Below are 23,867 nucleotides of genomic sequence, written 5' to 3' on the forward strand. Positions count from 1 at the left end.
ACAATTTTCGGCGCTGCTGTAACCGCCGGAACCGTGCCGACGAATAGAGGAGGCCATATGGCATCCACCTTCGCTTCAGGAGCCTACCCATGTCCTCGATCCACCAGGCAATGAGCCTTACCGCCACCGCAGCCCTCGTCGCCGTCTCGGCCGCCGTGCCGGTCGCCCCTGCCTTCGCCCAGTCGGGTGACGCCAAGGTCCATTGCTACGGCATCAACAGCTGCAAGGGCACGTCGGACTGCAAGACCGCCAAGAACGACTGCAAGGGCCTGAACGACTGCAAGGGCCAGGGCTTCCAGGTCATGACGGTCAAGCAGTGCAAGGCCAAGGGCGGCAGCCTGACCGAAGCGAAGTGATCGATCGCTCCGGCCGGCGCAGCGCGTCGGCCGGAGTTTGCGGAGATAGACCAACCATGGCGCCACCGCCTCCCTCCCGCTTCGGCCTCGGCATGCGCCGTCCGCATTATGCGGATTTCCTCGCCCAGGACGTGGCGGTCGACTTCGTCGAGGTCATCTCCGAAAATTTCATGGTCGACGGCGGCCGCCCGCGCGAGATTCTGCGCCGGGTTCGCGAGGGCTACCCGGTCGCCCTGCACGGCGTATCGATGTCGCTCGGCTCGGTCGACGGGCTGGACGCCGACTATCTCCGGCGGCTGCGCGCGCTGGTCGACGAGGTCGAGCCGCTGTTCGTCTCGGACCATCTGAGCTGGAGCCGCATCGGCGATTTCAATTCGCACGATCTGCTGCCCCTGCCCTATGACCGGGCGACGCTCGACCTTCTGTGCGCCAATATCGACCGGGCGCAGTCCGCGCTAGGATGCGCCATGCTGATCGAGAACCCGTCTTCCTATCTCGTCCTTCCGGGCGCGGAGATGCGCGAGTGGGAGTTTCTCAACGCCCTCGCGCAGCGCACGGGCTGCGGCCTGCTGCTCGACGTCAACAATGTCTTCGTCAGCGCCTCCAACCATGGCCTCGACCCGATCGCCTATCTCGACGGTCTCGCGGTGGAGCATGTCCGGCAGATCCACCTCGCCGGCCACAGCCAGGGGCGCGACCTGTTGATCGACAGCCATGACCAGCCGGTGCCGCACTCGGTCTGGTCGCTCTATGCCCATGTCCTGCCACGCATCACGGGCGCGGCCACGATGATCGAACGCGACGACGACATCCCGCCGCTGGCAGAGCTGCTCGACGAGCTCGACATCGCCCGGTCGATCGCAGCGCGGCCGCTGGCGGTGGCGGCATGAGCCTCGCCGAAACGCAGAGCGCCTTTGCCGCCTTTCTCCAGTCGGGCGAGGAGGCGGACACCCCGCCTTTCCGTGCAGCCGGTCTGCAGATCTATCTGAACAATTATCGGTCGCAGCTGATCGCCTGCCTCGAAGCAAGCTATCCCCGGACCCGGCAGTGGATCGGCGAAGACGCCTTCCTCCACGCCGCTGTGAACCATGTCGACCGCGTCCATCCGCGCAGCTGGACGCTCGATGCCTATGGGCAGGATTTCCCCGAAACGCTCGACGCGCTGCTCCCCGACGACCGCGAGGTCCGCGACCTTGCGGCGCTTGAGCGGGCGCTCGAACAGGTTTTCGTCGCGGCCGACAGTGAGTCGATGACGATCGATGCTGTCGCATCGATCGACTGGGACGCCCGCCCCCTGATCTTCACCCCCTCGACCCAATTGCTGCCGGTCGCGACCAATGTTGCGGACCTCTGGTCCTGGCTGGTCGAGGGCGGCGAGCCGCAGCCTGAGGTGCGGGACGTGGCCCCCGATGCACGCCTCCTCGTCTGGAGAAAGGACGGAGAAAGCCGCTTCCGAATGCCGGAACCCGGCGAGGTTGGGGCGCTGGCATCTGTTTTCTCGACCCGGAGCTTCGGTGCGGTGTGCGAGATGCTGGTCACCGAGCAAGGCTTCGAGGCCGGAGTGCGACGCGCGGGGCTGTTGCTGCGGCAGTGGATATCCGACGGCATCGTCGCGGCCTGATCCGCCGCAGAAAGCCGGATCGCCTTTCATCCAACCCTGCTAAACACGCGACGATGAGCACTATTCGCATCCTCGTCGACGCCGATGCCTGCCCGGTGAAGGAGGAAATCTACAAGGTCGCATGGCGGCTGGATATCCCGGTCACATTGGTCAGCAACGCCCATTTGCGCTTTCCCCCGCACCCACTGATCGACAAGGTCGTGGTGGGGGCGGGCTTCGATGCTGCCGACGACTGGATCGCCGAGGCGAGCGGCCCGGCGACGGTGGTCATCACCGCCGACATTTTGCTGGCCGATCGTTGCCTCAAAGCCGGCGCCACCGCGATCTCGCCCAGCGGCAAGCCCTTCACGGCCAACTCGATCGGGTCGGCGGTCGCCACCCGCGCGATCATGGCCGACCTGCGCGCCGGGATGACCGACAAGGGGATCAGCGGCCCTGCCCCCTTCTCGAAGGCCGACCGCTCGCGTTTCCTGTCCGCGCTCGATGCCGCGCTGGTGAAACTCAAGCGGCACTATCCGGGGTAATCCCGGTGCTCGGCAGAAGCCCTAGCGCCGAAATATTGGATCAGGCCGGTCCGGCGTTCCCGTAGCGGCCCCGCGATGCCCTCATGCAGCGGTCACGAGGCAACGCGCGGACGGATGTCCATCTCTCCGAGGAAATCGCGCTTGCCGAGCGGCACGCCGAGGTTGCGCAGGATCGCGTAGGTCGTCGTCGTGTGGAACAGCACATTCGGCACCACGAAGTCGCGAACATAGGTGGCACCGGTGAAGTGAATCGCGAAATCGCCGATCTCCAGCAGAATGGGCGCATCCTCGCGCCCCTCGATCGCGCTGGCGGGGACGCTGTCGAGATAGGCGATCGTCTTGGCGATCCGGGCCTGCAAATCGGCGACGCTCGTCTCGTCGTCGGGGAAGCTCGGCGGCGTCTGATCGGACAGGCGTGCCGCCGCGCCCTTGGCACCGTCGCTGGCGATCTGGATCTGGCGGAGAAGGGGGTGCATGTCTTCGGCCAGCCGCGCATTGAGCCATTCGGCCTCGGCCACGCCCTTTTCGGCGAAATGTTCGGCGCCCTTGTCGAGCACGGTCGACAGATTGGCGAGGGTGCGGCGGATCACCGGGATCGAGGCGGAATAGAGCGTGGTGGCAGTCACAGGCTTCCCCTGAAATCATGTTCGCAGTCACCATAGCAAACCGCCCGCTCCCCGCGAACGGGAAACGGGCGGCGCGGTGCCATGGGCGGGGGGCTGATGCCCGTGGCAGCTATACTCAGCGGGCGAGCATCGTCACCGCGCGGATCTGGCCGGGGTGAAACCCCAGTTCGAGCAATTGCGGCCCAAGGTCCGACGCGTCGCCACGGTCGCGCACCCGGCAGGTGAAGCGGCGCAGCGCCTCAAGCCGGGGATCGGCAAGCGGAAGCGTCGGACGCAGGCCCGAAGCCTTGCGGAAGAGACGCCCCAGCCAGCCATTGCCACCGGTGTCGCCTTCGGTTCCGGTGGCTTCGCGCATGGCCAGGCTGACGACCTTCCACTCGAGCGGGGACAGTGGCGGAAATTCCGTCTCGGTCCCTTCGGTGATGCGGGCGGTCGTCGTCATGGTCTCCTCCTGATGTAACGCTTGTTTACGTTCAGCCGATCAGCTTGGCTGTGATCTCCGCCACATGGCGGCCCTGGAATCGTGCACCGTCGAGTTCGACTCCGCTCGGCTGACGCGAGCCGTCGCCGTCGGCGATCGTGGTCGCGCCATAGGGCGAACCGCCCTTCACCTCGTCGACGCCCAGCTGCCCCTGGAACGAATAGGGCAGGCCGACGATGGTCATGCCGAAGTGCAGCAGGTTGGTGATGAGCGAGAAGAGCGTCGTCTCCTGCCCGCCATGCTGGCTCGCCGTCGACACGAAGGCCGAGCCGACCTTGCCGTTGAGCGCGCCGCGCGCCCACAGCCCGCCGGCGCCGTCGAGGAAGGCCGCCATCTGGCTCGACAGGCGGCCGAAGCGGGTCCCGGTGCCGAGGATGATGGCGTCGTAATTCTCCAGTTCGGCGACGGTCGCGACCGGCGCCTTCTGGTCGAGCTTGAAATGCGCGCCTTGCGCGATCTCCAGCGGCACCGTCTCGGGCACGCGCTTCACGTCGACCTCGGCACCCGCCGAGCGCGCGCCTTCGGCGACGGCTTCCGCCATGGTCTCGATATGGCCGTAGCTCGAATAATAGAGGACGAGGATCTTGGGCTTGGACATGGTCTTGCTCCTGGAAAGAGGGACGGACTCGGCAGCGATCTGCCTTGAAAGGGGTGCCGCCGCGCCCTGGAGGGGGGTGGCGCGGCGGCGGGGGGAAGGATCAGGCGACGTCGACGAGGACGATCTCCGCATCGTCGAGCGCGCGGACCTCGATCGAGTCGACCTCGGCGATCGCGACGCCGTCGCGGGGTTCGGCCGCCACGCCGTTGACCTCGATCCGGCCGGCGGTCGCGACCAGATAGGCCTTGCGGTCACCGAGGGTGTGCGTCGCCGTCTCGCCGGCCTTGAGGGTGGCGCCCAGCACCCGCGCATCAGCACGGATCGGCAGCGCGTCGCCATCCTCGGCATGGCCGCTGGCGAGCGTCACGAAGCGACCGGCCCGCTCACCGCGGGGGAAGGGACGCGCGCCCCAGCCGGGGGTCTCGCCGCGCCGATCGGGAATGATCCAGATCTGGAACAGCGTCGTCTCGACATCTTCCTCGTTGCGTTCGGAATGGACGATGCCGGTGCCGGCCGACATCACCTGCACGTCGCCCGCCTCGGTACGACCGGCATTGCCCAGGCTGTCGCGGTGCGAGATCGCCCCCGAGCGGACATAGGTGATGATCTCCATGTCGTTGTGCGGATGCGGCACGAAGCCCGTGTGCGGGGCGATGCGATCGTCGTTCCAGACCCGCAGCGCACCCCAGTGAACGCGGCTCGGATCATGATAATCGGCGAAGGAGAAATGATGCTTGGCGTCGAGCCAGCCATGGTTGGCGCCGCCGAGCGTGGAAAAGGGTCGAACGTCGATCATGGGTCTTGCTCCCGTCTGCCGCCGGAGCGGCCTGTTGGAACCCAATCTAGGCTTGCGCATCGGCAATTAAATGGAGATGATCGAAACCTATCGTTTCCAATATTGGATGCAGCGCGATGGCCCGTCTTCCCGATTTCGAGGCCTGGGCCATCTTCGCCAAAGTGGCCGAACTCGGCAGCTTTTCGGCGGCGGCCGATGAACTGCGCCTGTCCAAAGCGACCATTTCAAAAGCGGTGTCGCGGCTCGAATAGCGGCTGGCGGCACCGCTCTTCCACCGCAGCTCGCGCAAGCTGTCGCTGACCGAAAGCGGGCAGCTGGCGCAGGAACGCGCGTCGATGCTGCTGGCCGAGGGCGAGGCGATCGAGGAAGCGATCTCCGAACGCGGCGCGGTCCCGCGCGGGCTGGTCCGGCTGGCCGCGCCGATGTCGTTCGGGCTTGCCCATCTGGGGCCGATCCTGCCGCTGTTCCACCAGGCCTATCCCGAAGTCGTCATCGACTTGCATCTGTCGGACGAGCGGATCGACCTGATCGAGCAGGGCTTCGATATCGCGCTCAGGATCGGGCAACTCGAGGATTCGGCGCTCAAGGCACGGCGACTGTTTCCGGTGCGCCTGCCCGTTGTCGCGGCACCATCGCTGATCGAGCGGCTGGGTCGGCCCGAGCATCCCCGCGACCTCGTCCGCTTTCCGGTGTTCAGCTACACCCATGTCCGCAATCCCGGCCGCTGGCATTGCCGCCACCCGGTCGAGGGCGATTATGTCGTGGAGGTCAAGGGTCCCGTCCGGGCCAATAATGGCGATGTGCTGATCGACGCGCTGGTGGCGGGCATGGGCATCGCGCGCGCGCCCGACTTCCTCGTCTGGCGCGAAGTGGAAGACGGGAGACTCGTCGAGATATTGCACGACTGGTCGACGGGCATGGACGCCGCGCTGCATCTGGTGACACCGCCTACTGCGCTCCGCCCGGCACGCGTGAAGGCGCTGATCGACTTCCTCGCCGCCGCCTTCCTCAAGCCGCCCTGGACGGTCAGTCCCTGAGCGCGATACATCTATCCCTCTAAGAAGCGTTGAGATGACCGGTCGGCGGGGCTAAGGCGGCGGCCTGCATTTCGCGTTCCGCATCAAGCTATGGACATGCCCATGACCGACTCCATGCCCGACCGTCTCTCGATCAATCCCAATAGCCCCTATTATGATGGCACCCTGCTCGAGCGTGGCGTGGGCATCCGGTTCAAGGGCGTCGAGAAGACCAATGTCGAGGAATATTGCGTCAGCGAGGGCTGGATCCGCGTGTCGGTCGGCAACACCCGCGATCGCAAGGGCAATCCGCTGACGATCAAGCTGCAGGGTCCGGTCGAGCCCTATCTGAAGGATGAGCCCGAAGCCGACGCGGCACAGGAAGGCTGACCCGGATGGCCGCTCCCGCCCTCCATCGGATCGAATCCGAGGGGCTGGCGGCCGAGATATCGGAGGCGGGCGCCGAACTCGTCCGCCTCGTCGATCGGGCCGGCGCCGACTGGCTATGGAATGGCGACCCGGCCTATTGGTCCGGCCGCGCGCCGCTGCTCTTCCCGATCGTCGGCACGCTCGCGGGGGGCCGCTTCCGCACCGGCGGGCAGAGCTACGAGCTGCCGCGCCACGGCTTTGCACGGAACAACCATTTTCGCTGTGTCGACAAGACCGACGACGGCATAACCCTCCGGCTGGAGCCGACGCCCGCCATATGCGAAAGCTGGCCGTTCGATTTCCGGCTGGACGTGCGCTACGCGGTGGAGGGCTCGACGCTGACGATCACGGCCGATGTCCTCAATCAAGGAGCGGAGCCTATGCCGGCGAGCTTCGGCTTTCATCCGGCGTTGCGCTGGCCGCTGCCGGGCGAGGATGATCGATCGTCACACGAAATCCTGTTCGATGAGGAAGAGCCGGCACCGGTGCGGCGCCTTGACCCTGATGGCCTGGTGGATCCGATCGCTCGCCCGAGCCCGATCGCCGGCAAGCGGCTCGCGCTCGACGACGGGCTATTCGAGGAGGATGCGCTGATCCTCGATCGCCCGCGCAGCCGGACGCTGACCTTCCGTGGACGGCACCGCAGCGTCCGGGTCGCCTTTGCCGACATGCCGCACCTTGCCTTCTGGACGAAGCCCGGTGCCGGCTTTCTCTGCATCGAGCCCTGGCAAGGGCATAGCGATCCGGCGGGTTTTTATGGGTGTATCGCCGACAAGCCCGGAATCGTCTCGATCGCACCGGGTGCGAGCCGCTGTTTTTCGATGAGCCTTACGCTCGATCCAGCGTCCTGACACCCAATGACGGATCCGGCCATGTGCAGGCCGTAGCCACAGCATCCGAAGGGGCTGCGCGACGAAAATGGGGCGCAATCATCCAGTCCGGCGGAAGCAGTCGCGGCGATGTCGAGTCGCGCTGACGTCGTTCTGAGGCGATGAAGCTGAAAAACACCCCCTTTCAATCATTTGCTACGCCAATTTATCCGCCACTGATCGCACCCCTGACTCATCTCGGCGCGACATGCCGCAGGCACGGTCAGCTCGTCGTGGTTTCAAAACGATTGAGATCAATGGCTTACAGGCGCCCATTGACTCGCTATGGCAAAGTCCGGGATCATGGCAGCAAGGGGGACGTCACGATCCCCGGGAGGCTGTCCGCTGTGCGGATCGCGGGGATGACAGGATGAGGTGCTTAACGCTCTTACTTCTCTCAGCCTGAAAGGAGAGACGACCATGTCGGATCGATTTGTCCGTTATATGGAACGTGAGCATGCCCGGCTGAACGCCATGATCGCCGACCATCGCAGTCGGCACCGGCCCGACAGCGAGATCGCCCGGTTGAAGAGGGTCCGTAGCATGATGCGCTATCAGATCGGCGCGTGGCGCGCCGACACTGGCGGCATCGCCTGATCCGAAGAAGACGGTTCGCAGGGCCGGATATGGCTGCCCGGCGATCGAGGCCTTGATCGCCGGGCTCGCCCGATTCCACGCTACCCGATTCACGCCACATTGCGCGGATGGGGGCGATTCCCCTGCGCCCCCGACGCCAACGCAACAACCCGGACGCCATGCAACGCCGAGCCATCGGATAGCCGCTGCGCGCTTCGCAGGCAGTGATGCGCATCACAGCGACCCGCTTTGCCTTACAGCGCCGATGCTTGACCCGATGGAGGGTCGGCACCACATTGGCGTCATGGACAAGTTCGAACTCAGCGACGAGGAATGGCAGGCGCGGCTGACCCCGGAGCAATATCATGTGCTCCGCCAGGCCGGAACCGAGCGCGCCTTCACCGGAAAATATTGGAATGCCAAGGACGCGGGCGCGTATCGCTGCGCAGGCTGCGGCGAGCTGCTGTTCAGCAGCGACAGCAAATATGACTCGGGTTGCGGCTGGCCGAGTTTCACCGAACCGGCAGCCGAACGCTCGATCAGCGAATATGTCGACACCAGCCATGGGATGGTCCGCACCGAAGTCCGCTGCGCACGGTGCGACGGGCATCTGGGCCATGTCTTCCCGGACGGCCCCGGTCCGCACGGCCTGCGCTATTGCATCAATTCGGCGTCGATCGACCTGGAAACCGACTGACCCCTGCTGGCCAGTCGAGCGATCGGCCCATGTCGCTCGTCGGATTCGGCCGTCACCCGGTGGAAAAGCACCGGCGATGCGCTTGGCAGCGGTCGGGATAGGCGCTAATCGGACATCAGCCGATGTCCAGCAGCGCCAAGACAACCAAGGATCCGAACCGCCGCATGGGCTGGCTTCGCAAATTTCTCAAGATCAGCCTCTTTGCCGCGCTCGCCGGGCTGGGTGCGCTGGTCATCGCCGTGATCATCGCCATGGCCTCGCTGCCGGGCTTCGAGGAGCTCAAGTCGAGCCCCAACGGTCAGATGGTGCGCGTTCGCGCGGCCGACGGCTCGGTGATCGTCTCGCTCGGGCCGAGCTATGGCGACTGGCTGCCGGTCGCGCAGATTCCCGACGACATGAAGAAGGCGATGGTCGCCGTCGAGGACCGCCGCTACTATATGCATCCCGGCATCGACCCGATCGGCATGGCGCGCGCAGCCTGGCTGGCCTTCCAGCGGCAGGGCGAAGGCCGGCGGCTGCAGGGCGCCTCGACGATCACGCAACAGCTCGCCCGCAACATCTTCCTGACCAACGCCTACAGCTTCGGCCGGAAGTTCCGGGAGATCATCCTGGCGCTCGCCATGGAGCGCAAATTCTCCAAGGAACAGATCCTCGAACTCTATCTGAACCGGGTCTATTTCGGCGGCGGCGCCTATGGTATCGACGCGGCATCGCGCAAATTCTTCGACCATAGTGCGACGACGCTGAGCCTGGGCGAAAGCGCTATCATCGCTGGCCTCGTCAAGGCGCCGTCGCATTATTCGCCCACCGCCGATCGCGAGGCCGCCATCGGCCGCGCCAAGGTGGTGCTCGAGGTGATGCAGGATGCCGGCGCGATCACACCGTCGCAGGCCGAGCAGGTCGATCTGTCGAAGGTCCGCCTCGCGCCCGAGCGCGACCAGAATGCCGTCCGCTATTTCACCGACTGGGCGCTCGCCCAGCTCGATGAACTCGTCGAAGAGCAGGTCGAGCCGATCGACGTCTGGACCACGATCGATCCGGAAATGCAGAAGGCCGCCGATGCCGCGATCCGCGCCAATGCGCCGGCGGGGACGCAAGGCGCTCTTGTCGCACTCGACCGCGACGGCGCGGTGCGCGCGATGGTCGGCGGCCGCGACTATGTGAGTTCGATCTATAACCGGGCGACCCAGGCGGAACGGCAGCCGGGTTCCGCTTTCAAGCTGTTCGTCTATCTTGCTGCGCTCGAAGCCGGAATGAAGCCCGACACCGCCGTGGTCGACGAGCCGGTCGACATCGACGGCTGGAGCCCGCGCAACAGCAACCGCGAGTTCGCCGGACCGATCGATATCCGCACCGCCTTCGCCTTTTCCGTCAACACCGTCGCTGCCAAGCTGGGCCGGGAAGTCGGGTTCGACACCGTCGCCGACATGGCCCGGCGCTTCGGGATCGGCTCCAAGCTCAACACCCACCCCTCGATGGTCCTCGGCACGTCCGACGTCCGCCTGATCGACATGACCCGGGCCTTTGCCGCCGTGGCGCGCAAGGGCGTCGCAGTGGTGCCTTATGGCATCGTCAAGGTGACCACCGCCAAGGGCGATATGCTCTACGAGCATCGCGCCGACGATAATCGCGTACTGGTCGCCCCCTGGGTCGCCGCCGAAATGACCGATCTGCTCCAGACCGCGGTCAACACCGGCACCGCACGCGCAGCCCAGATCGGCCGCCCCGTCGCCGGCAAGACCGGCACGACCTCGTCCAACAAGGATGGCTGGTTCCTCGGCTTCTCGTCGGGGATCACGACCGGCGTGTGGATGGGGCGCGACGACGCCAAAGCGGTTTCGGGCCTGCAAGGTGGTCGCGCACCGGCCCGCGCCTTCGCCGACTTCATGCGCGTCGCGGTATCGAAGCGCCCCGTCGAACAGTTCGAGACGCAGGTCACTCTTCCCGAGTTCCAGATCGAGCCCGACGACGAGGCCTTTTTCGGTACTCCCGACGAGAGCCTGTTCGCCCCGGAGGGCGAAGCGGTCGACCCAGGTCAGGAACCCCAGGCCGATCCGGAAGACGGGTTCGAGCCGCAGGCCGGCCCGGCCTCGCTCATCCCGCCGGCCCGCCCGGCCGCGCAACCCGCAGCCGCCCGTACGCCCCCTGTCGCGACACCATCCACACGCGCACCCACCCCTGCTCAGCCGCAGAAGCCGGCGCTCGGATCGGACTTTCTGAACGGACTCGACGCGCCGAAGCCGCGTCAGGGCGCCCGGCCCAACCAGTAAAGATCGCGCCCCTGGATGCGGAGCCATTCGCGTTCCGCATCGGGAGACCGCCCGAGCAGCCGTTCGACCGCCGCATGGAAGCGTGCGCTGTGGTCCATATGCAGCCGGTGTGCGACCTCATGCGCCACCGTCGCCTCCAGCACGGCGGGCGGGGCGAGGATCAGCCGCCAGCTATAGCGTATGTCGCCGCTGGCCGAGCAGCTGCCCCAGCGGGCGCGCGGATCGCCGACCGCAACGCGGGCGACGCTCACGCCGGCCAGCGCCGCAAAACGGCACGTCTCCGCCTCCAGTCGCTCCAGCGCCTGCGCGCGCAGCCAGCGCAGGACGCGCGGACCGATCAGCTCTTCCGGACCGGGCACGAGCAGCACATCGCCGTCGCGTCGGGTGATCCGCCCCTTCGCAGCGATTTCGACGCGCAAGGGCTCTCCCGCGACGGTGATGATCATGCCCGGCCTGATCGGCTGCGCCTTGGGCAGCGCATCCAGCGCCGCCTCGATCCAGCCGCGCTTGCTTTCGACCCAGGCCAGCGCCGCCTTCATCGACGCGCGGGGCGGGAGGATCAGCCGCACGCCCCCGTCGCGCGGGTCGACGCTAAGCCGCATCCGCCGGGCCTGCGCCATGCGACGGACTTCCAGCGGACGCGAGCGCCCGCCGGATTCGAAGGAGAGTTGCGTGGGGGAACGGCGACGGAAGATCAACGCCGCCTTGTCCCAGATCATGTCGGTCGGCGGCATGGCGAACCCGTTACAGCTCGCGCTCGACGAGATGATGTTCGAGGTCGCCCGCCTCGTCCTCCGACACCGTCCAGCCGCGCACCGATATGCCCGCCCGGTGCACCGACTCCGGATCACCGGTCACCAGCGGATGCCAGTCGGGCAGCCCCTGCCCCTCGCCGAGCAGCCGATAGGCGCAGGTCGAAGGCAGCCAGTCGATCTCCTCGACGAGGCGCGGGGTCAGGCGCACGCATTCGGGCACATGCACCCGGCGGTTCTTGTAATCCTTGCACAGTCCTGAGCGGCGATCGAGCAGCCGGCAGGCGACGTTGGTCGGCAGAAGCTCGCCCGTGTCCTCATCCTCCAGCTTGTGAAGGCAGCATTTTCCGCAGCCGTCACAGAGCGATTCCCATTCGGCACGCGTCATCTCGTCGAGCCGCTTCGTCTCCCAGAAGGGCCGGGAAGCCGGTGTCATTTCGCCCAGCGCTTGAGATCGGAAACGACCGCTGCCGCATCCTTGTCCTGGGTGATCAGCGCCAGCGGCTCACCCTTGGGGCCGAACAGCATCGCCTGACGACTATGGTCGACCAGATAGGCGTTGGATCCGGCGGCAGCCGGTTGCTTGCGATAATAGATTGCGAATTTCTTGGCGACCGCCGCAATCTCCGCCGGGGTGCCGGTAAGGCCGATCAGCTTGGGATGGAAGGCGCCGACGAACTGCTTGAGGACGGCGGGCGTGTCGCGCTCGGGATCGACGGTGATGAAGATCGGCTGGATCTTCGCCGCCAGAGAGGGATCACTGGCCTCGAGCGCACGATAGCCCTTCATCAGGATCTGGACATCGACCGGGCAGACATCGGGGCAGAAGGTGTAGCCGAAATAGATCAGCCTATATTTGCCGGCAAAATCGCTGTCGGATAGCTTGCGCCCGTCCTGATCGGTCAGCGCGAAGGCGCCGCCGATGCCCGAATCCGCAAGCGGCGGCTTTTCGGCGGCCGGGCTACACCCGGTGAGCGGCGCGACCAGAGCCAGCGCCAGGGCGGCCGACACGCCACGCCAGAAGGAGAAGGTCGCTTTGTTCATGGTAAGGCCAGCCATGCTTTGCTATTGGCGCCCATGCAAGCGCGTTTCATAACAGGGACATGCCACACCAAATGATCCACCGCCACATCCTGATCGGCTGTGCCGCCGCTGCGATCGCACTCAGCGCCGCACCCGCGAGCGCGCAATTTTCCGACAGCTACAACTTCCTCAACGCGGTCCGTCAGTCGGACGGCGAGAAGGCGACCAAGGCCTTGCAGGGTTCGGGCGCCACGCTGGTCAACACCAAGGATTACACAACCGGTGAAACCGCGCTGGCGATCACGATCAAGCGGCGCGACCTGACCTGGTCGAGCTTCCTGCTGGGCAATGGCGCCAATCCGAACATCAAGGACGGACAGGGCAACACCCCGCTCCACGCAGCCGCGCTGCTCGGCTTTCAGGAAGGCGCCGAACTGCTGCTGCGACAGAAGGCGCAGATCAACGCGACGAACAACAGCGGCGAAACCCCGCTGGTGATCGCCGTACAGCAGCGCAACATTCCGATGGTCCGCCTGCTGCTGACCAATGGCGCCGATCCGAAGATCGCCGACCGGATCGCCGGCAAGAATGCGATCGACTATGCGAAGGAAGATCCGCGCGGAGCCGCCGTCAGCAAGGTGATCGAGGAAACCAAGTCGACGGCGCCCGCCAAGCCGAAAATGGGTCCGGGGCTTTAAAAGCCCGTCGCTTAGACGCAGTTCCCCGGAGCGGTATCGAGATCGGGCCACAGGCGCCGGGCAGCGCGTCGCGCGAAGCGCAGCGTCTCGGCCTTGCGGCGCGCACCGGACAAGGGCCGGTGCGGCGCATCGCGCAGGATCGCAGCCTCATAGCGGTCGGCCACGATCAGTCCGCAGCAGTGCGGGCGGAAATGCCCCGTTTCGAAAGGCGACAGATCGAAGCCGCCGGGAACGGCCCAGAAGAAACGGTCGCAATAGTCGAGATAGTCGGGCCACTTGCCGTCGCCCAGAAGATCGGCGCGCGACACCTTGATCTCGACAATGGTGATGCAGCCGCGCGCATCGATCGCCATCATGTCCGCCCGCCGACCATTGCCCAGCGGAACCTCCAGCAGCGGGGTCATTTCCGCCTGCAGAAACAGACGGGCGACGCCGCGCGCGACATCCTGCGCGACCAGCGGCGAAGGGGCGGGATCTGTCGATGGACACGCGTCGGCCATGTCGCAGCCTAGAACAATCCGGGAACGGGATAAAGCCTGGGATCGGCAGGCAATGCTATGGTCGCGCCGCTATGGCCACGCAGACGAATTCTTCAGCACAGGCAGTCGCGTGCGAGCTGCAAAGCCTCGGGATGGTCGATCTCGACCGCCCACAGGTCGGGATCGGTGCGCCGCCGCCGTGCGATATAGTCCGCAGCCGCCCCCGGCTCGCTCGGATCGGCCGGCCCGACCGTCTCCAGGCCGAAGCCCCCTTCAAAACGCCAGACGCGTTCGCAAAGTCCGACGGGACGGCCCCGGTCGCACAGAAGCAGGAGGATCGCTCCCGCAGTCGCATCGCCCTTCGCCAGCACCATCGCCGAGCCTCCGCCGGCTTCGGTCCGGCGGATCAGGGCCGACACGGACAATCCCGTGGCGGGCCGGGCCTCGGTCATTGGTTCCCGGTCGGGCGGGCGTAGCCGGGCAGGCTTGCCAGCGCGATGCGCGACCGCATGAAGGTACCGGTGCCGCGGGCAACCTCTTCCCCTTCGCCGTCGATCAGGCGCGCATCGGCGACCAATACCCGCCGCCGTCCGTTGACCCAGCGCCCTTCGGCGATGATCGGCCCCTTCTTCATCGGGCGGGTGAGCAGCAGGTTGAACGCCGTGGTCAGCAGGAAGAAGTCGTTGACCAGACTGTTGGCCGCATAGAAGGCGGCGTCGTCGAGCATCTTGAAATAGGTGGTGCCGTGCGCTGCACCCGCCGCATGATAATGGCGCGGATCCACCTCGAAATGGATGCGAGCCATACCTTCTTCGGGGATTTCCAGCCGCGAGGCGAAGAGCTGGTTGATCGGCGCTGCAGCGTAGAGCGATTCGAGGGCACGATAATGCGCCTCTGCGCCGGTCTCTCCGCTCATGCCGTCCGCCGGCGGCTCAGGCGGCGTGGCGGGTCTCGCCGGTCGCGAACAGCGCATAGAGCGCATCGTCCGAACCGGCGCCCCGCAGCTTCGCCACGAACGTCTTGTCGCGCATCCGCCGGCTGACGCGGGCGAGAGCCTTGAGATGCTCGACCCCGGCATCGACCGGGGACAACAGCAGGAAGACGAGGTCGACCGGCAGATCGTCGATCGCCGCGAAGTCGATCGGGTTACCGAGTCGCGCGAACAGACCGACGACCCGGTCGAGGCCGTCGATCTTGCCGTGCGGAATCGCGATACCTGCGCCGAAACCCGTCGAACCGAGCCGCTCGCGCTCGACGAGCCGGTCGACGACGAGCTTTGCATCGACATCGACCAGCTTCGAAGCAACGCCAGCAAGCTGCTGGAACAGCGCCTTTTTGTTGGGGACGACGAGAGCGGCCTGCACCGCCTGCAGCGACAGCAGGTCGCTCAGGTCATCCATCGATTTGCTGTCACTCATTCGACGGGATTCGCTATTCCTTATCCGGCTGCCCGGCTCGGCTCGACCCAGCCGATCGTGCCGTCGTTGCGCCGATACACCATATTGAAGGCGCCGGTACCAGAATTTCGGAAAAGAAGCGCCGTCGTATTTCGCAGGTCCAGCATCATCACGGCATCGGAAACCGATGCATCGGGAACGTCGACACGGGTCTCGGCGATGATCACCGGGCTGTCGCCGGCTTCATCCAGTTCTTCCTCGCGCGGGGCTTCGAAAACGGTGTAGCCGGCATTCTCGTCGATCGCGTCGATCGGCGCCGCGACGGGGGCAGTGCGCGACTTCAGGCGACGCATATAGCGACGGAGCTGGGTCTCGATCCGGTCGGCGGCCTGTTCGAACGCGGGGTGGGCCTCCATCGCGTGGGCCGATCCCTTGAGGATCACGCCCTGCATGACATGGGCGATGATATCGCAGGAAAAGCCGTTGCCGTGCTGACCACGACCGAAGGTCACGTGAGCGGAAAGGCTACGCGAGAAATATTTGTCGGCAATCGCTTGGAGCCGGGTCTCGACATGGGTCCGGAGCGCTTCGCCCGTGTCCACCTGATGTCCCGAAACACGAATTTCCATGGCAATTCTCCAACTGTGTTACGCTGATGGTGCGGCGCTCACAGGTCCGCGACCATCCGCACATTTTCGGATAGAATCAGCCCGCCACACCCTCCAGCCAGAGCGGCGCGTCGAGCTTCTGTACAAAGGCCTTGTGTCTTTCCTGTTCCTCCTCGCTGGCAAAATGGGGCCGGATGGGCCGAATGGCGCGCGCGGCCACGATGCTGGGCGCTGCGACGACGATCGTCTCCTCGACGACCATTTCGGTGATCGAAAGGCCGATCTGACGGCCTCCCGTCAATTCCACATAGACCTGGGCGAGCAGCTGTGCGTCGAGCAGCGCGCCATGCTTGACGCGGTGGCTGCGGTCGATGCCATAGCGGCTGCACAGCGCATCCAGCGTGTGCTTGGCGCCCGGATGGAGCTTGCGCGCCATCGGCACCGTATCGATCATCCGGCTCATGGCGATCTTCGGCCGACCGCACAGTGTCAGCTCCGCGTTGAGAAAGCCGAAATCGAATCCGGCATTGTGCGCGACCAGCGGCGCATCGCCGAGAAACTCCAGCAGTTCGTCTGCCAGCGAGGCGAACAGCGGCTTGTCGCTCAGGAAGCGGTCCGACAGGCCGTGGATCTGCTCGGCCTCGATCGGCATCGCGCGCTGAGGGTTGAAATAGGCGTGATAGGTGCGCCCGGTCTCGACCCGGTTGACCATCTCGACACAGCCAATTTCGACGAGCCGGTCTCCTGTCGCAGGGTTCAGGCCAGTGGTTTCGGTGTCGAAGACGATCTCTCGCATGAACGACAATATCGGACTCCGTGCGTCCGTAAGCAAGTGACGAGATGACGGACGGCCCTGCGCGTCCGATCGATCGTCCCGCCATTGTCGATGACGAAGTCGGCGCGCGCGCGTTTTTCGTGGTCGGGCAGCTGCAGCGAACGGATATGCTTGAGTTTCAACGGGTTCATGCCCGGTCTGGCAAGCACTCGACGGGCCTGTTTCCACGCGGGAGCCGAGACGACGACGGTCGCATCGACCAAACGCCAGCCGCGTTTCTCGAACAGCAGCGGGATGTCGAGCACGACGAGCGGCCGCGCACGGTATCGCCGCAGAAAGAGACGGCGCGACTCGACGAGGGCCGGATGCACGATCCGCTCGAGCCGGTGCAGCGCGGCTTTGTCGCCGAGCACCGCTTTCGACAGCACCGCCCGATCGATCCCATGGGGGCCGGCCGTGCCCGGAAAGGCCGCCTCGATCGCGGCGACCAGGCGGCCGCCTCGCCCCTGGAGACGGTGAACTTCGGCGTCGGCGTCATAGACGGGCACCCCGGCGCGCGCGAACATGGCCGAGACGGTCGACTTGCCCATGCCGATCGAGCCGGTCAGTCCGATGACGATCATCGCGCGGCTCAGGCGAGCAATTGCCGGCGCAGATCCTCATCGGCGCCGCGCGGCGCGGGCACGCCGAAGAAATGCTCGAAGGCGACCGCCGCCTGCCCGACCAGCATGCGCAGCCCGTCGACCGTGCGGAGCCCCCGCGCCCGCGCTTCGGCGAGCAGCGGCGTTTCGAGCGGGGCATAGACGATATCGTAGATCACCGCATTGGGCGGAACGTGGCTGAAGTCGAGCTGCAACGGCGGCTGCCCCTTCATGCCGAGCGAGGTCGTGTTGACCACGACATCCAATATGCCTTGGCGGTCGTCGAACGGGAAATCGGTGGGTTGGGCGAAGATGTCGATCGGTGCGACCAGCCGGTCGTCGGGCTCGAACGCCTCGCGCAGCGCACGGGCCTTGTCGAGATCGCGGGCGATGATGACGCAGGTGAAGCCCTGATCGTGGAGGGCGATCGCGACCGCCTTCGCGGCGCCGCCGGTCCCGAAGATTCGCGCCATGCGGAACAGATGCTGCTGCGCGAGCAAGGGCTGGAGCGGTTCGAGGAATCCCGCATAGTCGCTGTTATGGCCGATCAGCCGCCCTTCGCGCGGGACGATCGTGTTGACCGCGCCGATGCGCTGGGCCGCCGGGTCTAATTCATCCAGAAACGGCATCACTGCCTGCTTGTGCGGGATGGTGACGTTGCAGCCGCGCCACAGCGGATCGGCGCGCCGCTGTTCGAAAAAGCTCTGAAGATCTTCCGACCGAATGTGAGATGCACGATAATCGGCTGCGATTCCAGCTTGTTGCAGCCAATGTCTGTGAATCATCGGCGATTTGGAATGGGCGATCGGATCGCCGATCACCTCGGCATAGGGCAGGTTCGATACGTCGTCGGTCATGACGGCAGGACTCCCCGTGTCCGCAGATAGTCGAGCAGCGGCAGCAGCGGCAGGCCCAATATGGTGAACTGGCTTCCCTCGATCCGCGCGAAGAGCTGGGCCCCGCGCCCTTCGAGGCGGTAGCCGCCGACGCAGTGGCCGATCTCGGGCCATTCGGCATCCAGATAGGCATCGATGAATGCCTCGCCGAGCGGGCGCATGTGAAGGGCAGCGACATCCACATGCCGCCAGATGGGGCGTCCTCCCTCGCAGATCACCACAGCGCTCCACAGCCGATGCCGCTGTCCGGAAAGACGCAGCAGCAGATCGCGTTGTTCGTCGCGGCTGCCAGCCTTGTCGATCATGGCATCATCGTCGAACGCGACCGTGGAGTCACAGCCGAGCACCAGCGCGTCGGGAAAGCGCTGCGACAGCCGCATCGCCTTGAACTCTGCCAGGGCGTCGGCAAGGTTGCGCGGCGAGATAGCTTCGGCTCGCAGCCCGTCTTTCATCGCCTCCTCGTCGACGCCGGCGGCCATCGCTTCGAAGTCGACGCCGGCTGCGGACAGCATCGCACGGCGCGAGCTCGATTGAGAGGCGAGGATCAGGCGGGGTGGGACCATCAGCTGTCCTTCCCCTGGTTGCGCTTCGCTGCGCGATCATTGGCGAGATTGATGATGGCGGCTGCGGTCTCCTCGATCGATCGCCGGGTGACGTCGATCACCGGCCATCCCTGATCGGAGAAGATGCGCCGGGCAAAGGCCAGTTCCGCGACGACCTTCTCATGATCGACATAGGCCGTCTCGGGCGACTGGTTGAGCGACAGCAGCCGGTTGCGGCGGATCTGGATCAACCGATCGGGGCTGGTGGTCAGCCCGACGACCAGCGGATGGACGAGCGAATAGAGCGAGCGTGGCGGTGGGGATTCGACGACCAGCGGGACATTCGCGACCTTGTAGCCGCGATTGGCGAGATAGATCGAGGTCGGCGTCTTCGACGATCGCGATACGCCGGTCAGGATGATGTCGGCCTCTTCCCAATCCTCGGGGATCAGGCCGTCGTCATGCGCGATCGTGTACTGGATCGCTTCGACGCGCGCGAAATAGGCGGCATCGAGCATGTGCTGGCGCCCCGGCCGGGCGAGCGCCTCCTGCCCCAGCAGCTGCGACAGCGCCTCGATCACCGGGTCGAGGGCCGAGACGCTCGGCAGGCCGAGGGCGTGGCAGCGCGATTCCAGCCGTTTGCGGATGTCGTTGTTGACCAGGGTGAAGATCACCAGCCCCGGGCGCTGGGCGATTTCGAGGAGTATCCGGTCGAGATGGCCCTGGCTGCGGACCATCGGCCAGAAATGCTTGATCGTCTCGACCCCCTCGAACTGGGCGAGCCCCGCCTTGGCGATGTTCTCGAGCGTCTCGCCGGTCGAATCCGACAGGAGATGGAGATGAAGGCGGATCATGATCCGCACTGCCCCGAAGCGAAGCGGACATGATCGGGGACGGTTCTGTGGAAAAGCATGAGGATCGGGCTAGCGGAAGGCTGGGCACGCTTTCAAGCGCTGCTTTCATCCCCGCTGACCGGCCGATCGTCCCTGGATTCATCCACAGCATCGACAATCCCGGCACTGCCTGTGGATAACGGGCATGGCGCGAATGACTCGCGGACTCGGCGCGAGTCCCTGTGAGTCAAGCTGTTGGCAATTGCACCGGTTGTGAATAAACCCCGGTTCACACGCCCCTACAACAGCTTCAATTTCTCTTTAAAAGAATCAGAAAGTAATAAGATGGCCGCCCAGCCTGCCGAAACGCGCCCCCTGCTCTCCGTGCTGCGCGGCGAACGTCGTGACCCGCCACCGGTCTGGCTGATGCGGCAGGCGGGGCGCTATCTGCCGGAGTATCGCGAACTGCGCGCCAGCAAGGGCGGATTCCTCGCGCTCGCCTATGACAGCGACGCCGCGGCGGAGATCACGCTGCAGCCGATCCGCCGTTTCGGATTCGACGGCGCGATCCTGTTTTCCGACATTCTGGTCATTCCCCATGCCCTGGGACAGGATCTGCGATTCACAGCCGGCGAAGGGCCCCGCCTGTCGCCGACCCTGCTCGACACGACGCTGGACGCGCTGACAGCAGCTCCTGAGCGGCTGCTGCCGATCTACGGCACGATTGAACGGGTGCGGAAGGCTTTGCCCGCTGAGACGACCTTCCTCGGCTTTGCCGGCAGTCCCTGGACGGTCGCGACCTATATGGTTGCGGGTCAGGGCAGCAAGGAGCAGGCCGAGGCTCGGCGCTTCGCCTATCGCGATCCCTCCGCCTTCGCCGCGATCATCGACAGGCTCATCGAGGCAACGACCGACTATCTGTCGCGTCAGATCGAATCCGGCGTCGATGCCGTGCAGCTGTTCGACAGCTGGTCGGGCAGCCTGGCACCGCGCGAGTTCGAGCGCTGGGTGGTCGCACCCACTGCCGAGATCGTCCGCCGGCTTCATGCGCGTCACCCGGGAACGCCGATCATCGGCTTCCCCAAGGGGGCTGGCGGAAAGCTGCCGGCCTATGCCCGTGAAACGGGAGTCGATGCGGTCGGCCTCGACGAGACGGTGGATCCGGTCTGGGCCGATCAGGCTTTGCCCGAGGGCCTTCCGGTACAGGGCAATCTCGATCCGCTCCTGCTCATTGCCGGGGGCGAGGCGCTCGATGCGGCGGTGGATGCCGTTAGGGCAGCTTTCCCCCATCGGCCGCATGTGTTCAATCTCGGTCATGGCATCCAGCTCGACACGCCGATCGCGCATGTCGAACGGCTGCTGGCACGGATCAGAGGGTAAGGGACACAACCATGCTGCTCGGCTTTCTCGGCAATGCCTATCTCTGGGTCAAATCCGCCCATCTGATCTTCGTGATCTTCTGGATGGCGGGGCTCTTCATGCTTCCGCGCTTCTTCATCTATCATCATGCCGCAGCACCGGGCTCGATGGAGGATCAGGCCTGGATCGAACGCGAGCGGCGGCTGCGGTCGATCATCCTGAATCCGGCGATGATCCTCGTCTGGCTGTTCGGGCTGATGCTCGCCTTCGACCAGGGTCTGTGGAGCACGGCCTGGTTCCACGCGAAATTCGCGACGGTGATCCTGCTTTCGGGATTTCATGGCTGGGCGATCGGCTATGGCAAGAAGATGGCAGCCGGCCATCGCGCGCCATCCGACAAGGCGCTGCGCCTCATGAACGAGATTCCTGGGATCGCTACCGCGATCATCGTCATCCTGGTGATCGTCCGCCCCTTCTGAGCCGGGAGGACCCGCCGTCTTCCCCGACGGTCGGGTGCTTGACTTGACGCGCGGCCACGCTTAGGTCGGCCTTTAGAACAGCACCGCCGTCCGAGCGGAAAGCCTTTCTCCTGTCCAGAGCCGAAGCGGCCCTCTCCATCGCCGCCGCCGATTCTCCCATTCTACGCCCAAAGACTCAGGATTCCGTCGATGCACCTGAAGGACCTCAAGAAGAAGAGCCCCGCCGATCTCGTCACCATGGCGGAAGAGCTGGGCGTCGAGGGCGCGTCGACGATGCGCAAGCAGGACCTGATGTTCGGCATCCTCAAGGTCGAGGCCGAGAATGGCGAGCAGATCATGGGCGAGGGCACGATCGAGGTGCTCCCCGACGGTTTCGGCTTTCTGCGCAGCCCTGAGGCCAATTATCTCGCGGGTCCCGACGATATCTATGTCTCGCCGAACCAGGTCCGCAAATTCGGTCTCCGCACCGGCGACACGGTCGAGGGCGAGATCCGTGCGCCCAAGGACGGCGAGCGCTATTTCGCGCTGACCCGGCTGATCTCGATCAACTTCGACGATCCCGATGTCGTCCGCCACCGCGTCAATTTCGACAATCTGACGCCGCTCTATCCCGAGCAGAAGCTGACGCTCGACACGCTCGATCCGACCGTCAAGGACAAGTCGTCGCGGGTGATCGACATCATCGCCCCCCAAGGCAAAGGCCAGCGCGCGCTGATCGTCGCGCCGCCGCGCGTCGGCAAGACCGTGCTGCTCCAGAACATCGCCAAGGCGATCACCGATAACCACCCCGAGGTGTTCCTGATCGTCCTGCTGATCGACGAACGCCCCGAGGAAGTCACCGACATGCAGCGTTCGGTGAAGGGCGAAGTCATCTCCTCGACCTTCGACGAGCCGGCCCAGCGCCACGTCCAGGTTGCCGAAATGGTGATCGAGAAGGCCAAGCGCCTCGTCGAGCATAAGAAGGATGTCGTGATCCTGCTCGACTCGATCACCCGCCTGGGTCGGGCCTACAACACCGTCGTACCGTCGTCGGGCAAGGTGCTGACCGGCGGTGTCGATGCCAATGCACTGCAGCGTCCCAAGCGCTTCTTCGGTGCCGCCCGCAATATCGAGGAAGGCGGTTCTCTCTCGATCATCGCCACCGCACTGATCGATACCGGCAGCCGCATGGACGAAGTGATCTTCGAAGAGTTCAAGGGCACCGGTAACTCCGAAATCGTCCTCGATCGCAAGGTCGCCGACAAGCGCATCTTCCCGGCGATGGACGTCGGCAAGTCGGGCACCCGCAAGGAAGAGCTGCTGGTCGACAAGGGCAAGCTGTCGAAGATGTGGGTCCTGCGCCGCATCCTGATGCAGATGGGCACGATCGACGCGATGGAGTTCCTTCTCGACAAGATGAAGGATTCGAAGACCAACGAGGATTTCTTCGACTCGATGAACTCCTGAGCCGGGGTCGCTCGGCGCGGCCCTCCCTCCTTCTGCCACCGACAGAGATCTATCGCGCTTGCCTCTGAGGCAGCAGGGCGTGAAGATCGCGGTCGGGAGTCCCATCGAACGGGACCGGGGAGAGGAGAGCGAGGCATGGCGACCGAGGCCTGGGACAGACTGGCCGAAAGGCTTCGCAACTGGGGCCGTTGGGGGCCGGAGGACGAGCGCGGGACGCTCAACCATATCGGTCCCGAAGCGCTTCGTCGCGGAGCAGGTGCCGTTCGTCAGGGCAAGCTGTTCGCACTCGGACTGAACTGTGACTCGAACGGCCCGCAGATCGGGACATTCCGGTCGAACCCCGTCAAATATGTCACCGAGCTGTTCACGCCGATCGCGGAGGGCAGCGATGTCCAATATTGCGACGACGTCATTCATATGTGCTTGCAGGCGTCGACCCAATGGGACGCCTTCGCCCACATGCATTATGGCGGGCAGCTCTATAATGGCCTGGACGCGCGCAGCCATGTCGATGCACGGCACGGTGCGCATCGCTGCGGCATCGAGCATCTGGCACTGCCGGGAATCAGTTCGCGTGGCGTCCTGCTCGACATCGCCCGGCTCAAGGGCATGGACATGCTGCCGCGCACCTATGTCATCACCCCCGACGACATGAATGCGGCCTGCGAAGCGGCGGGGGTCCGCATCGAGAAGGGCGATATCATCCTCGTGCGCACCGGCATGATCCGGCTGTTCACGGATACCGGCGACGCGCATGCCTTCCATGGTGCGCAGGCAGGGCTCGGTGCCGATGTCGTCGAATGGCTGCACGACCATGATGTCGCTGCGGTGGCCGCCGACAATATGGCGGTCGAGGCGTTGGGGATCGAACCCGATCCGCGCTATGATGTCCCCTTGCCCGTCCACATGCTGGCGCTGCGCGACATGGGCATGCCGCTGGGCGAAATCTTCAATCTCGAAGCGCTGGCAGCCGATTGTGCGGCCGACAGGCAATATGATTTCCTGCTGTCCGCGCCGCCCTTGCCCGTGACGGGTGGTTTCGGGTCACCGGTCAATCCGCAGGCGATCAAATAGGCGGCG

General features: G+C 65.3%; 31 protein-coding genes and 1 pseudogene. 15 read left to right on the top strand and 17 right to left on the bottom strand.

What is annotated here, in order from left to right; translation table 11 throughout:
* Nucleotides 1–89 precede the first annotated feature (89 nt).
* From bufA2 to ACNI3R_RS10660, 4 genes are read left to right on the top strand one after another with little or no spacing between them, the layout of a single operon-like run.
* Nucleotides 90–356, top strand: coding sequence for a BufA2 family periplasmic bufferin-type metallophore (gene bufA2, locus ACNI3R_RS10645; RefSeq protein WP_426183042.1), 267 nt, complete (start codon nucleotides 90–92; stop codon nucleotides 354–356).
* Between the two features lie 56 nt (nucleotides 357–412).
* Entirely contained in the window at nucleotides 413–1,246 is an 834-nt protein-coding gene (bufB, locus tag ACNI3R_RS10650) for an MNIO family bufferin maturase (protein ID WP_426183044.1), read from the top strand.
* A complete protein-coding gene (locus ACNI3R_RS10655) occupies nucleotides 1,243–1,977 on the top strand; it encodes an HvfC/BufC family peptide modification chaperone (RefSeq protein WP_426183046.1) in 735 nt (244 codons plus the stop codon). The genes bufB and ACNI3R_RS10655 overlap by 4 nt, the downstream gene beginning before the upstream one ends.
* A gap of 53 nt (nucleotides 1,978–2,030) precedes the next feature.
* On the top strand, nucleotides 2,031–2,501 hold the full coding sequence (locus ACNI3R_RS10660; protein WP_426183048.1) for a YaiI/YqxD family protein: 471 nt from the start codon (nucleotides 2,031–2,033) through the stop codon (nucleotides 2,499–2,501).
* A 92-nt stretch (nucleotides 2,502–2,593) separates the two neighbouring features.
* Here ACNI3R_RS10660 and ACNI3R_RS10665 read toward each other — a convergent pair whose 3' ends face one another.
* The 4 genes from ACNI3R_RS10665 to ACNI3R_RS10680 all read right to left on the bottom strand — a co-directional run bounded on the left by ACNI3R_RS10665 (nucleotide 2,594) and on the right by ACNI3R_RS10680 (nucleotide 5,002).
* Nucleotides 2,594–3,127 (bottom strand): DUF1993 domain-containing protein, encoded by a 534-nt coding sequence (locus tag ACNI3R_RS10665; RefSeq protein WP_426183050.1) that lies wholly within the window; start codon nucleotides 3,125–3,127, stop codon nucleotides 2,594–2,596.
* 115 nt (nucleotides 3,128–3,242) lie between these two features.
* Nucleotides 3,243–3,569, bottom strand: a complete 327-nt coding sequence (locus ACNI3R_RS10670; protein ID WP_426183052.1) for a hypothetical protein — start codon at nucleotides 3,567–3,569, stop codon at nucleotides 3,243–3,245.
* Nucleotides 3,570–3,600: 31 nt separating this feature from the next.
* Entirely contained in the window at nucleotides 3,601–4,206 is a 606-nt protein-coding gene (gene wrbA, locus ACNI3R_RS10675) for an NAD(P)H:quinone oxidoreductase (protein WP_165323401.1), read from the bottom strand.
* Between the two features lie 100 nt (nucleotides 4,207–4,306).
* Nucleotides 4,307–5,002, bottom strand: coding sequence for a pirin family protein (locus tag ACNI3R_RS10680; protein ID WP_426183054.1), 696 nt, complete (start codon nucleotides 5,000–5,002; stop codon nucleotides 4,307–4,309).
* Nucleotides 5,003–5,118: 116 nt separating this feature from the next.
* Between ACNI3R_RS10680 and ACNI3R_RS10685 the strand changes: the two are divergent.
* The 6 genes and pseudogenes from ACNI3R_RS10685 (at nucleotide 5,119) to ACNI3R_RS10710 (ending at nucleotide 10,859) form a co-directional block, all read left to right on the top strand.
* A pseudogene (locus tag ACNI3R_RS10685) lies at nucleotides 5,119–6,039 on the top strand (LysR family transcriptional regulator).
* Nucleotides 6,040–6,141: 102 nt separating this feature from the next.
* A complete protein-coding gene (locus ACNI3R_RS10690; RefSeq protein WP_426183056.1) occupies nucleotides 6,142–6,408 on the top strand; it encodes a DUF3297 family protein in 267 nt (88 codons plus the stop codon).
* A 5-nt stretch (nucleotides 6,409–6,413) separates the two neighbouring features.
* A complete protein-coding gene (locus ACNI3R_RS10695) occupies nucleotides 6,414–7,298 on the top strand; it encodes an aldose 1-epimerase family protein (protein ID WP_426183058.1) in 885 nt (294 codons plus the stop codon).
* A 438-nt stretch (nucleotides 7,299–7,736) separates the two neighbouring features.
* Nucleotides 7,737–7,913, top strand: a complete 177-nt coding sequence (locus ACNI3R_RS10700; protein ID WP_426183060.1) for a hypothetical protein — start codon at nucleotides 7,737–7,739, stop codon at nucleotides 7,911–7,913.
* 283 nt (nucleotides 7,914–8,196) lie between these two features.
* Nucleotides 8,197–8,589 carry a peptide-methionine (R)-S-oxide reductase MsrB gene (msrB, locus tag ACNI3R_RS10705; RefSeq protein ID WP_426183062.1) on the top strand — a complete coding sequence of 131 codons (393 nt, stop codon included), beginning with the start codon at nucleotides 8,197–8,199 and terminating at the stop codon, nucleotides 8,587–8,589.
* Between the two features lie 122 nt (nucleotides 8,590–8,711).
* Nucleotides 8,712–10,859 (top strand): transglycosylase domain-containing protein, encoded by a 2,148-nt coding sequence (locus ACNI3R_RS10710; protein WP_426183064.1) that lies wholly within the window; start codon nucleotides 8,712–8,714, stop codon nucleotides 10,857–10,859.
* On the opposite strand, the gene ACNI3R_RS10715 is transcribed toward ACNI3R_RS10710, so the two are convergent.
* Genes ACNI3R_RS10715 through ACNI3R_RS10725 form a run of 3 tightly spaced genes read right to left on the bottom strand, consistent with a single transcriptional unit; the run spans nucleotide 10,835 to nucleotide 12,670 of the window.
* Nucleotides 10,835–11,557: a M48 family metallopeptidase gene (locus tag ACNI3R_RS10715; protein WP_426183142.1), complete on the bottom strand. Its 723-nt coding sequence runs from the start codon at nucleotides 11,555–11,557 to the stop codon at nucleotides 10,835–10,837. The genes ACNI3R_RS10710 and ACNI3R_RS10715 overlap by 25 nt on opposite strands.
* A gap of 46 nt (nucleotides 11,558–11,603) precedes the next feature.
* Complete coding sequence (locus ACNI3R_RS10720) at nucleotides 11,604–12,047, bottom strand: YcgN family cysteine cluster protein (protein ID WP_426183066.1); 444 nt, start codon at nucleotides 12,045–12,047, stop codon at nucleotides 11,604–11,606.
* Nucleotides 12,044–12,670, bottom strand: a complete 627-nt coding sequence (locus ACNI3R_RS10725; protein ID WP_426183068.1) for an SCO family protein — start codon at nucleotides 12,668–12,670, stop codon at nucleotides 12,044–12,046. Before ACNI3R_RS10725 ends, ACNI3R_RS10720 begins: the two co-directional genes overlap by 4 nt.
* Nucleotides 12,671–12,726: 56 nt before the next feature.
* On the opposite strand from ACNI3R_RS10725, the gene ACNI3R_RS10730 reads away from it, so the two are divergent.
* The gene (locus ACNI3R_RS10730) at nucleotides 12,727–13,332 is read left to right on the top strand and encodes an ankyrin repeat domain-containing protein (RefSeq protein ID WP_426183070.1); all 606 of its coding nucleotides are present in this window, start codon (nucleotides 12,727–12,729) and stop codon (nucleotides 13,330–13,332) included.
* 11 nt (nucleotides 13,333–13,343) lie between these two features.
* On the opposite strand, the gene ACNI3R_RS10735 is transcribed toward ACNI3R_RS10730, so the two are convergent.
* From ACNI3R_RS10735 to ACNI3R_RS10780, 10 genes are all read right to left on the bottom strand, one after another.
* Nucleotides 13,344–13,832 (bottom strand): MmcB family DNA repair protein, encoded by a 489-nt coding sequence (locus ACNI3R_RS10735; RefSeq protein ID WP_426183072.1) that lies wholly within the window; start codon nucleotides 13,830–13,832, stop codon nucleotides 13,344–13,346.
* A gap of 92 nt (nucleotides 13,833–13,924) precedes the next feature.
* A complete protein-coding gene (locus ACNI3R_RS10740) occupies nucleotides 13,925–14,230 on the bottom strand; it encodes a DUF1491 family protein (protein WP_426183074.1) in 306 nt (101 codons plus the stop codon).
* Nucleotides 14,231–14,259: 29 nt separating this feature from the next.
* Nucleotides 14,260–14,727, bottom strand: a complete 468-nt coding sequence (locus ACNI3R_RS10745) for a PaaI family thioesterase (protein ID WP_426183076.1) — start codon at nucleotides 14,725–14,727, stop codon at nucleotides 14,260–14,262.
* A 16-nt stretch (nucleotides 14,728–14,743) separates the two neighbouring features.
* On the bottom strand, nucleotides 14,744–15,229 hold the full coding sequence (locus ACNI3R_RS10750; RefSeq protein ID WP_426183078.1) for a PTS sugar transporter subunit IIA: 486 nt from the start codon (nucleotides 15,227–15,229) through the stop codon (nucleotides 14,744–14,746).
* Nucleotides 15,230–15,249: 20 nt separating this feature from the next.
* Nucleotides 15,250–15,837 carry a ribosome hibernation-promoting factor, HPF/YfiA family gene (gene hpf, locus ACNI3R_RS10755; RefSeq protein ID WP_426183080.1) on the bottom strand — a complete coding sequence of 196 codons (588 nt, stop codon included), beginning with the start codon at nucleotides 15,835–15,837 and terminating at the stop codon, nucleotides 15,250–15,252.
* A gap of 76 nt (nucleotides 15,838–15,913) precedes the next feature.
* Nucleotides 15,914–16,612 (bottom strand): DNA polymerase III subunit epsilon, encoded by a 699-nt coding sequence (gene dnaQ, locus ACNI3R_RS10760; protein WP_426183144.1) that lies wholly within the window; start codon nucleotides 16,610–16,612, stop codon nucleotides 15,914–15,916.
* Nucleotides 16,573–17,214 carry a dephospho-CoA kinase gene (gene coaE / locus ACNI3R_RS10765; RefSeq protein WP_426183082.1) on the bottom strand — a complete coding sequence of 214 codons (642 nt, stop codon included), beginning with the start codon at nucleotides 17,212–17,214 and terminating at the stop codon, nucleotides 16,573–16,575. The genes dnaQ and coaE overlap by 40 nt, the downstream gene beginning before the upstream one ends.
* Before the next feature lie 8 nt (nucleotides 17,215–17,222).
* Entirely contained in the window at nucleotides 17,223–18,089 is an 867-nt protein-coding gene (gene aroE / locus ACNI3R_RS10770; protein ID WP_426183084.1) for a shikimate dehydrogenase, read from the bottom strand.
* A complete protein-coding gene (locus ACNI3R_RS10775; RefSeq protein WP_426183086.1) occupies nucleotides 18,086–18,691 on the bottom strand; it encodes a Maf family protein in 606 nt (201 codons plus the stop codon). The genes aroE and ACNI3R_RS10775 overlap by 4 nt, the downstream gene beginning before the upstream one ends.
* The gene (locus ACNI3R_RS10780) at nucleotides 18,691–19,524 is read right to left on the bottom strand and encodes a pyruvate, water dikinase regulatory protein (RefSeq protein WP_426183088.1); all 834 of its coding nucleotides are present in this window, start codon (nucleotides 19,522–19,524) and stop codon (nucleotides 18,691–18,693) included. Before ACNI3R_RS10780 ends, ACNI3R_RS10775 begins: the two co-directional genes overlap by 1 nt.
* A gap of 324 nt (nucleotides 19,525–19,848) precedes the next feature.
* Between ACNI3R_RS10780 and hemE the strand changes: the two genes are divergently transcribed.
* The 4 genes from hemE (at nucleotide 19,849) to ACNI3R_RS10800 (ending at nucleotide 23,861) form a co-directional block, all read left to right on the top strand.
* Nucleotides 19,849–20,883 carry a uroporphyrinogen decarboxylase gene (gene hemE / locus ACNI3R_RS10785; RefSeq protein ID WP_426183090.1) on the top strand — a complete coding sequence of 345 codons (1,035 nt, stop codon included), beginning with the start codon at nucleotides 19,849–19,851 and terminating at the stop codon, nucleotides 20,881–20,883.
* A gap of 11 nt (nucleotides 20,884–20,894) precedes the next feature.
* Complete coding sequence (locus ACNI3R_RS10790; RefSeq protein WP_426183092.1) at nucleotides 20,895–21,341, top strand: CopD family protein; 447 nt, start codon at nucleotides 20,895–20,897, stop codon at nucleotides 21,339–21,341.
* Between the two features lie 189 nt (nucleotides 21,342–21,530).
* Nucleotides 21,531–22,787, top strand: coding sequence for a transcription termination factor Rho (rho, locus tag ACNI3R_RS10795; protein ID WP_165323420.1), 1,257 nt, complete (start codon nucleotides 21,531–21,533; stop codon nucleotides 22,785–22,787).
* A 135-nt stretch (nucleotides 22,788–22,922) separates the two neighbouring features.
* Nucleotides 22,923–23,861, top strand: a complete 939-nt coding sequence (locus ACNI3R_RS10800) for a cyclase family protein (RefSeq protein WP_426183094.1) — start codon at nucleotides 22,923–22,925, stop codon at nucleotides 23,859–23,861.
* Nucleotides 23,862–23,867: the final 6 nt, after the last annotated feature.

Source organism: Rhizorhabdus antheiae (assembly GCF_049889055.1).
GTDB lineage: Bacteria > Pseudomonadota > Alphaproteobacteria > Sphingomonadales > Sphingomonadaceae > Rhizorhabdus.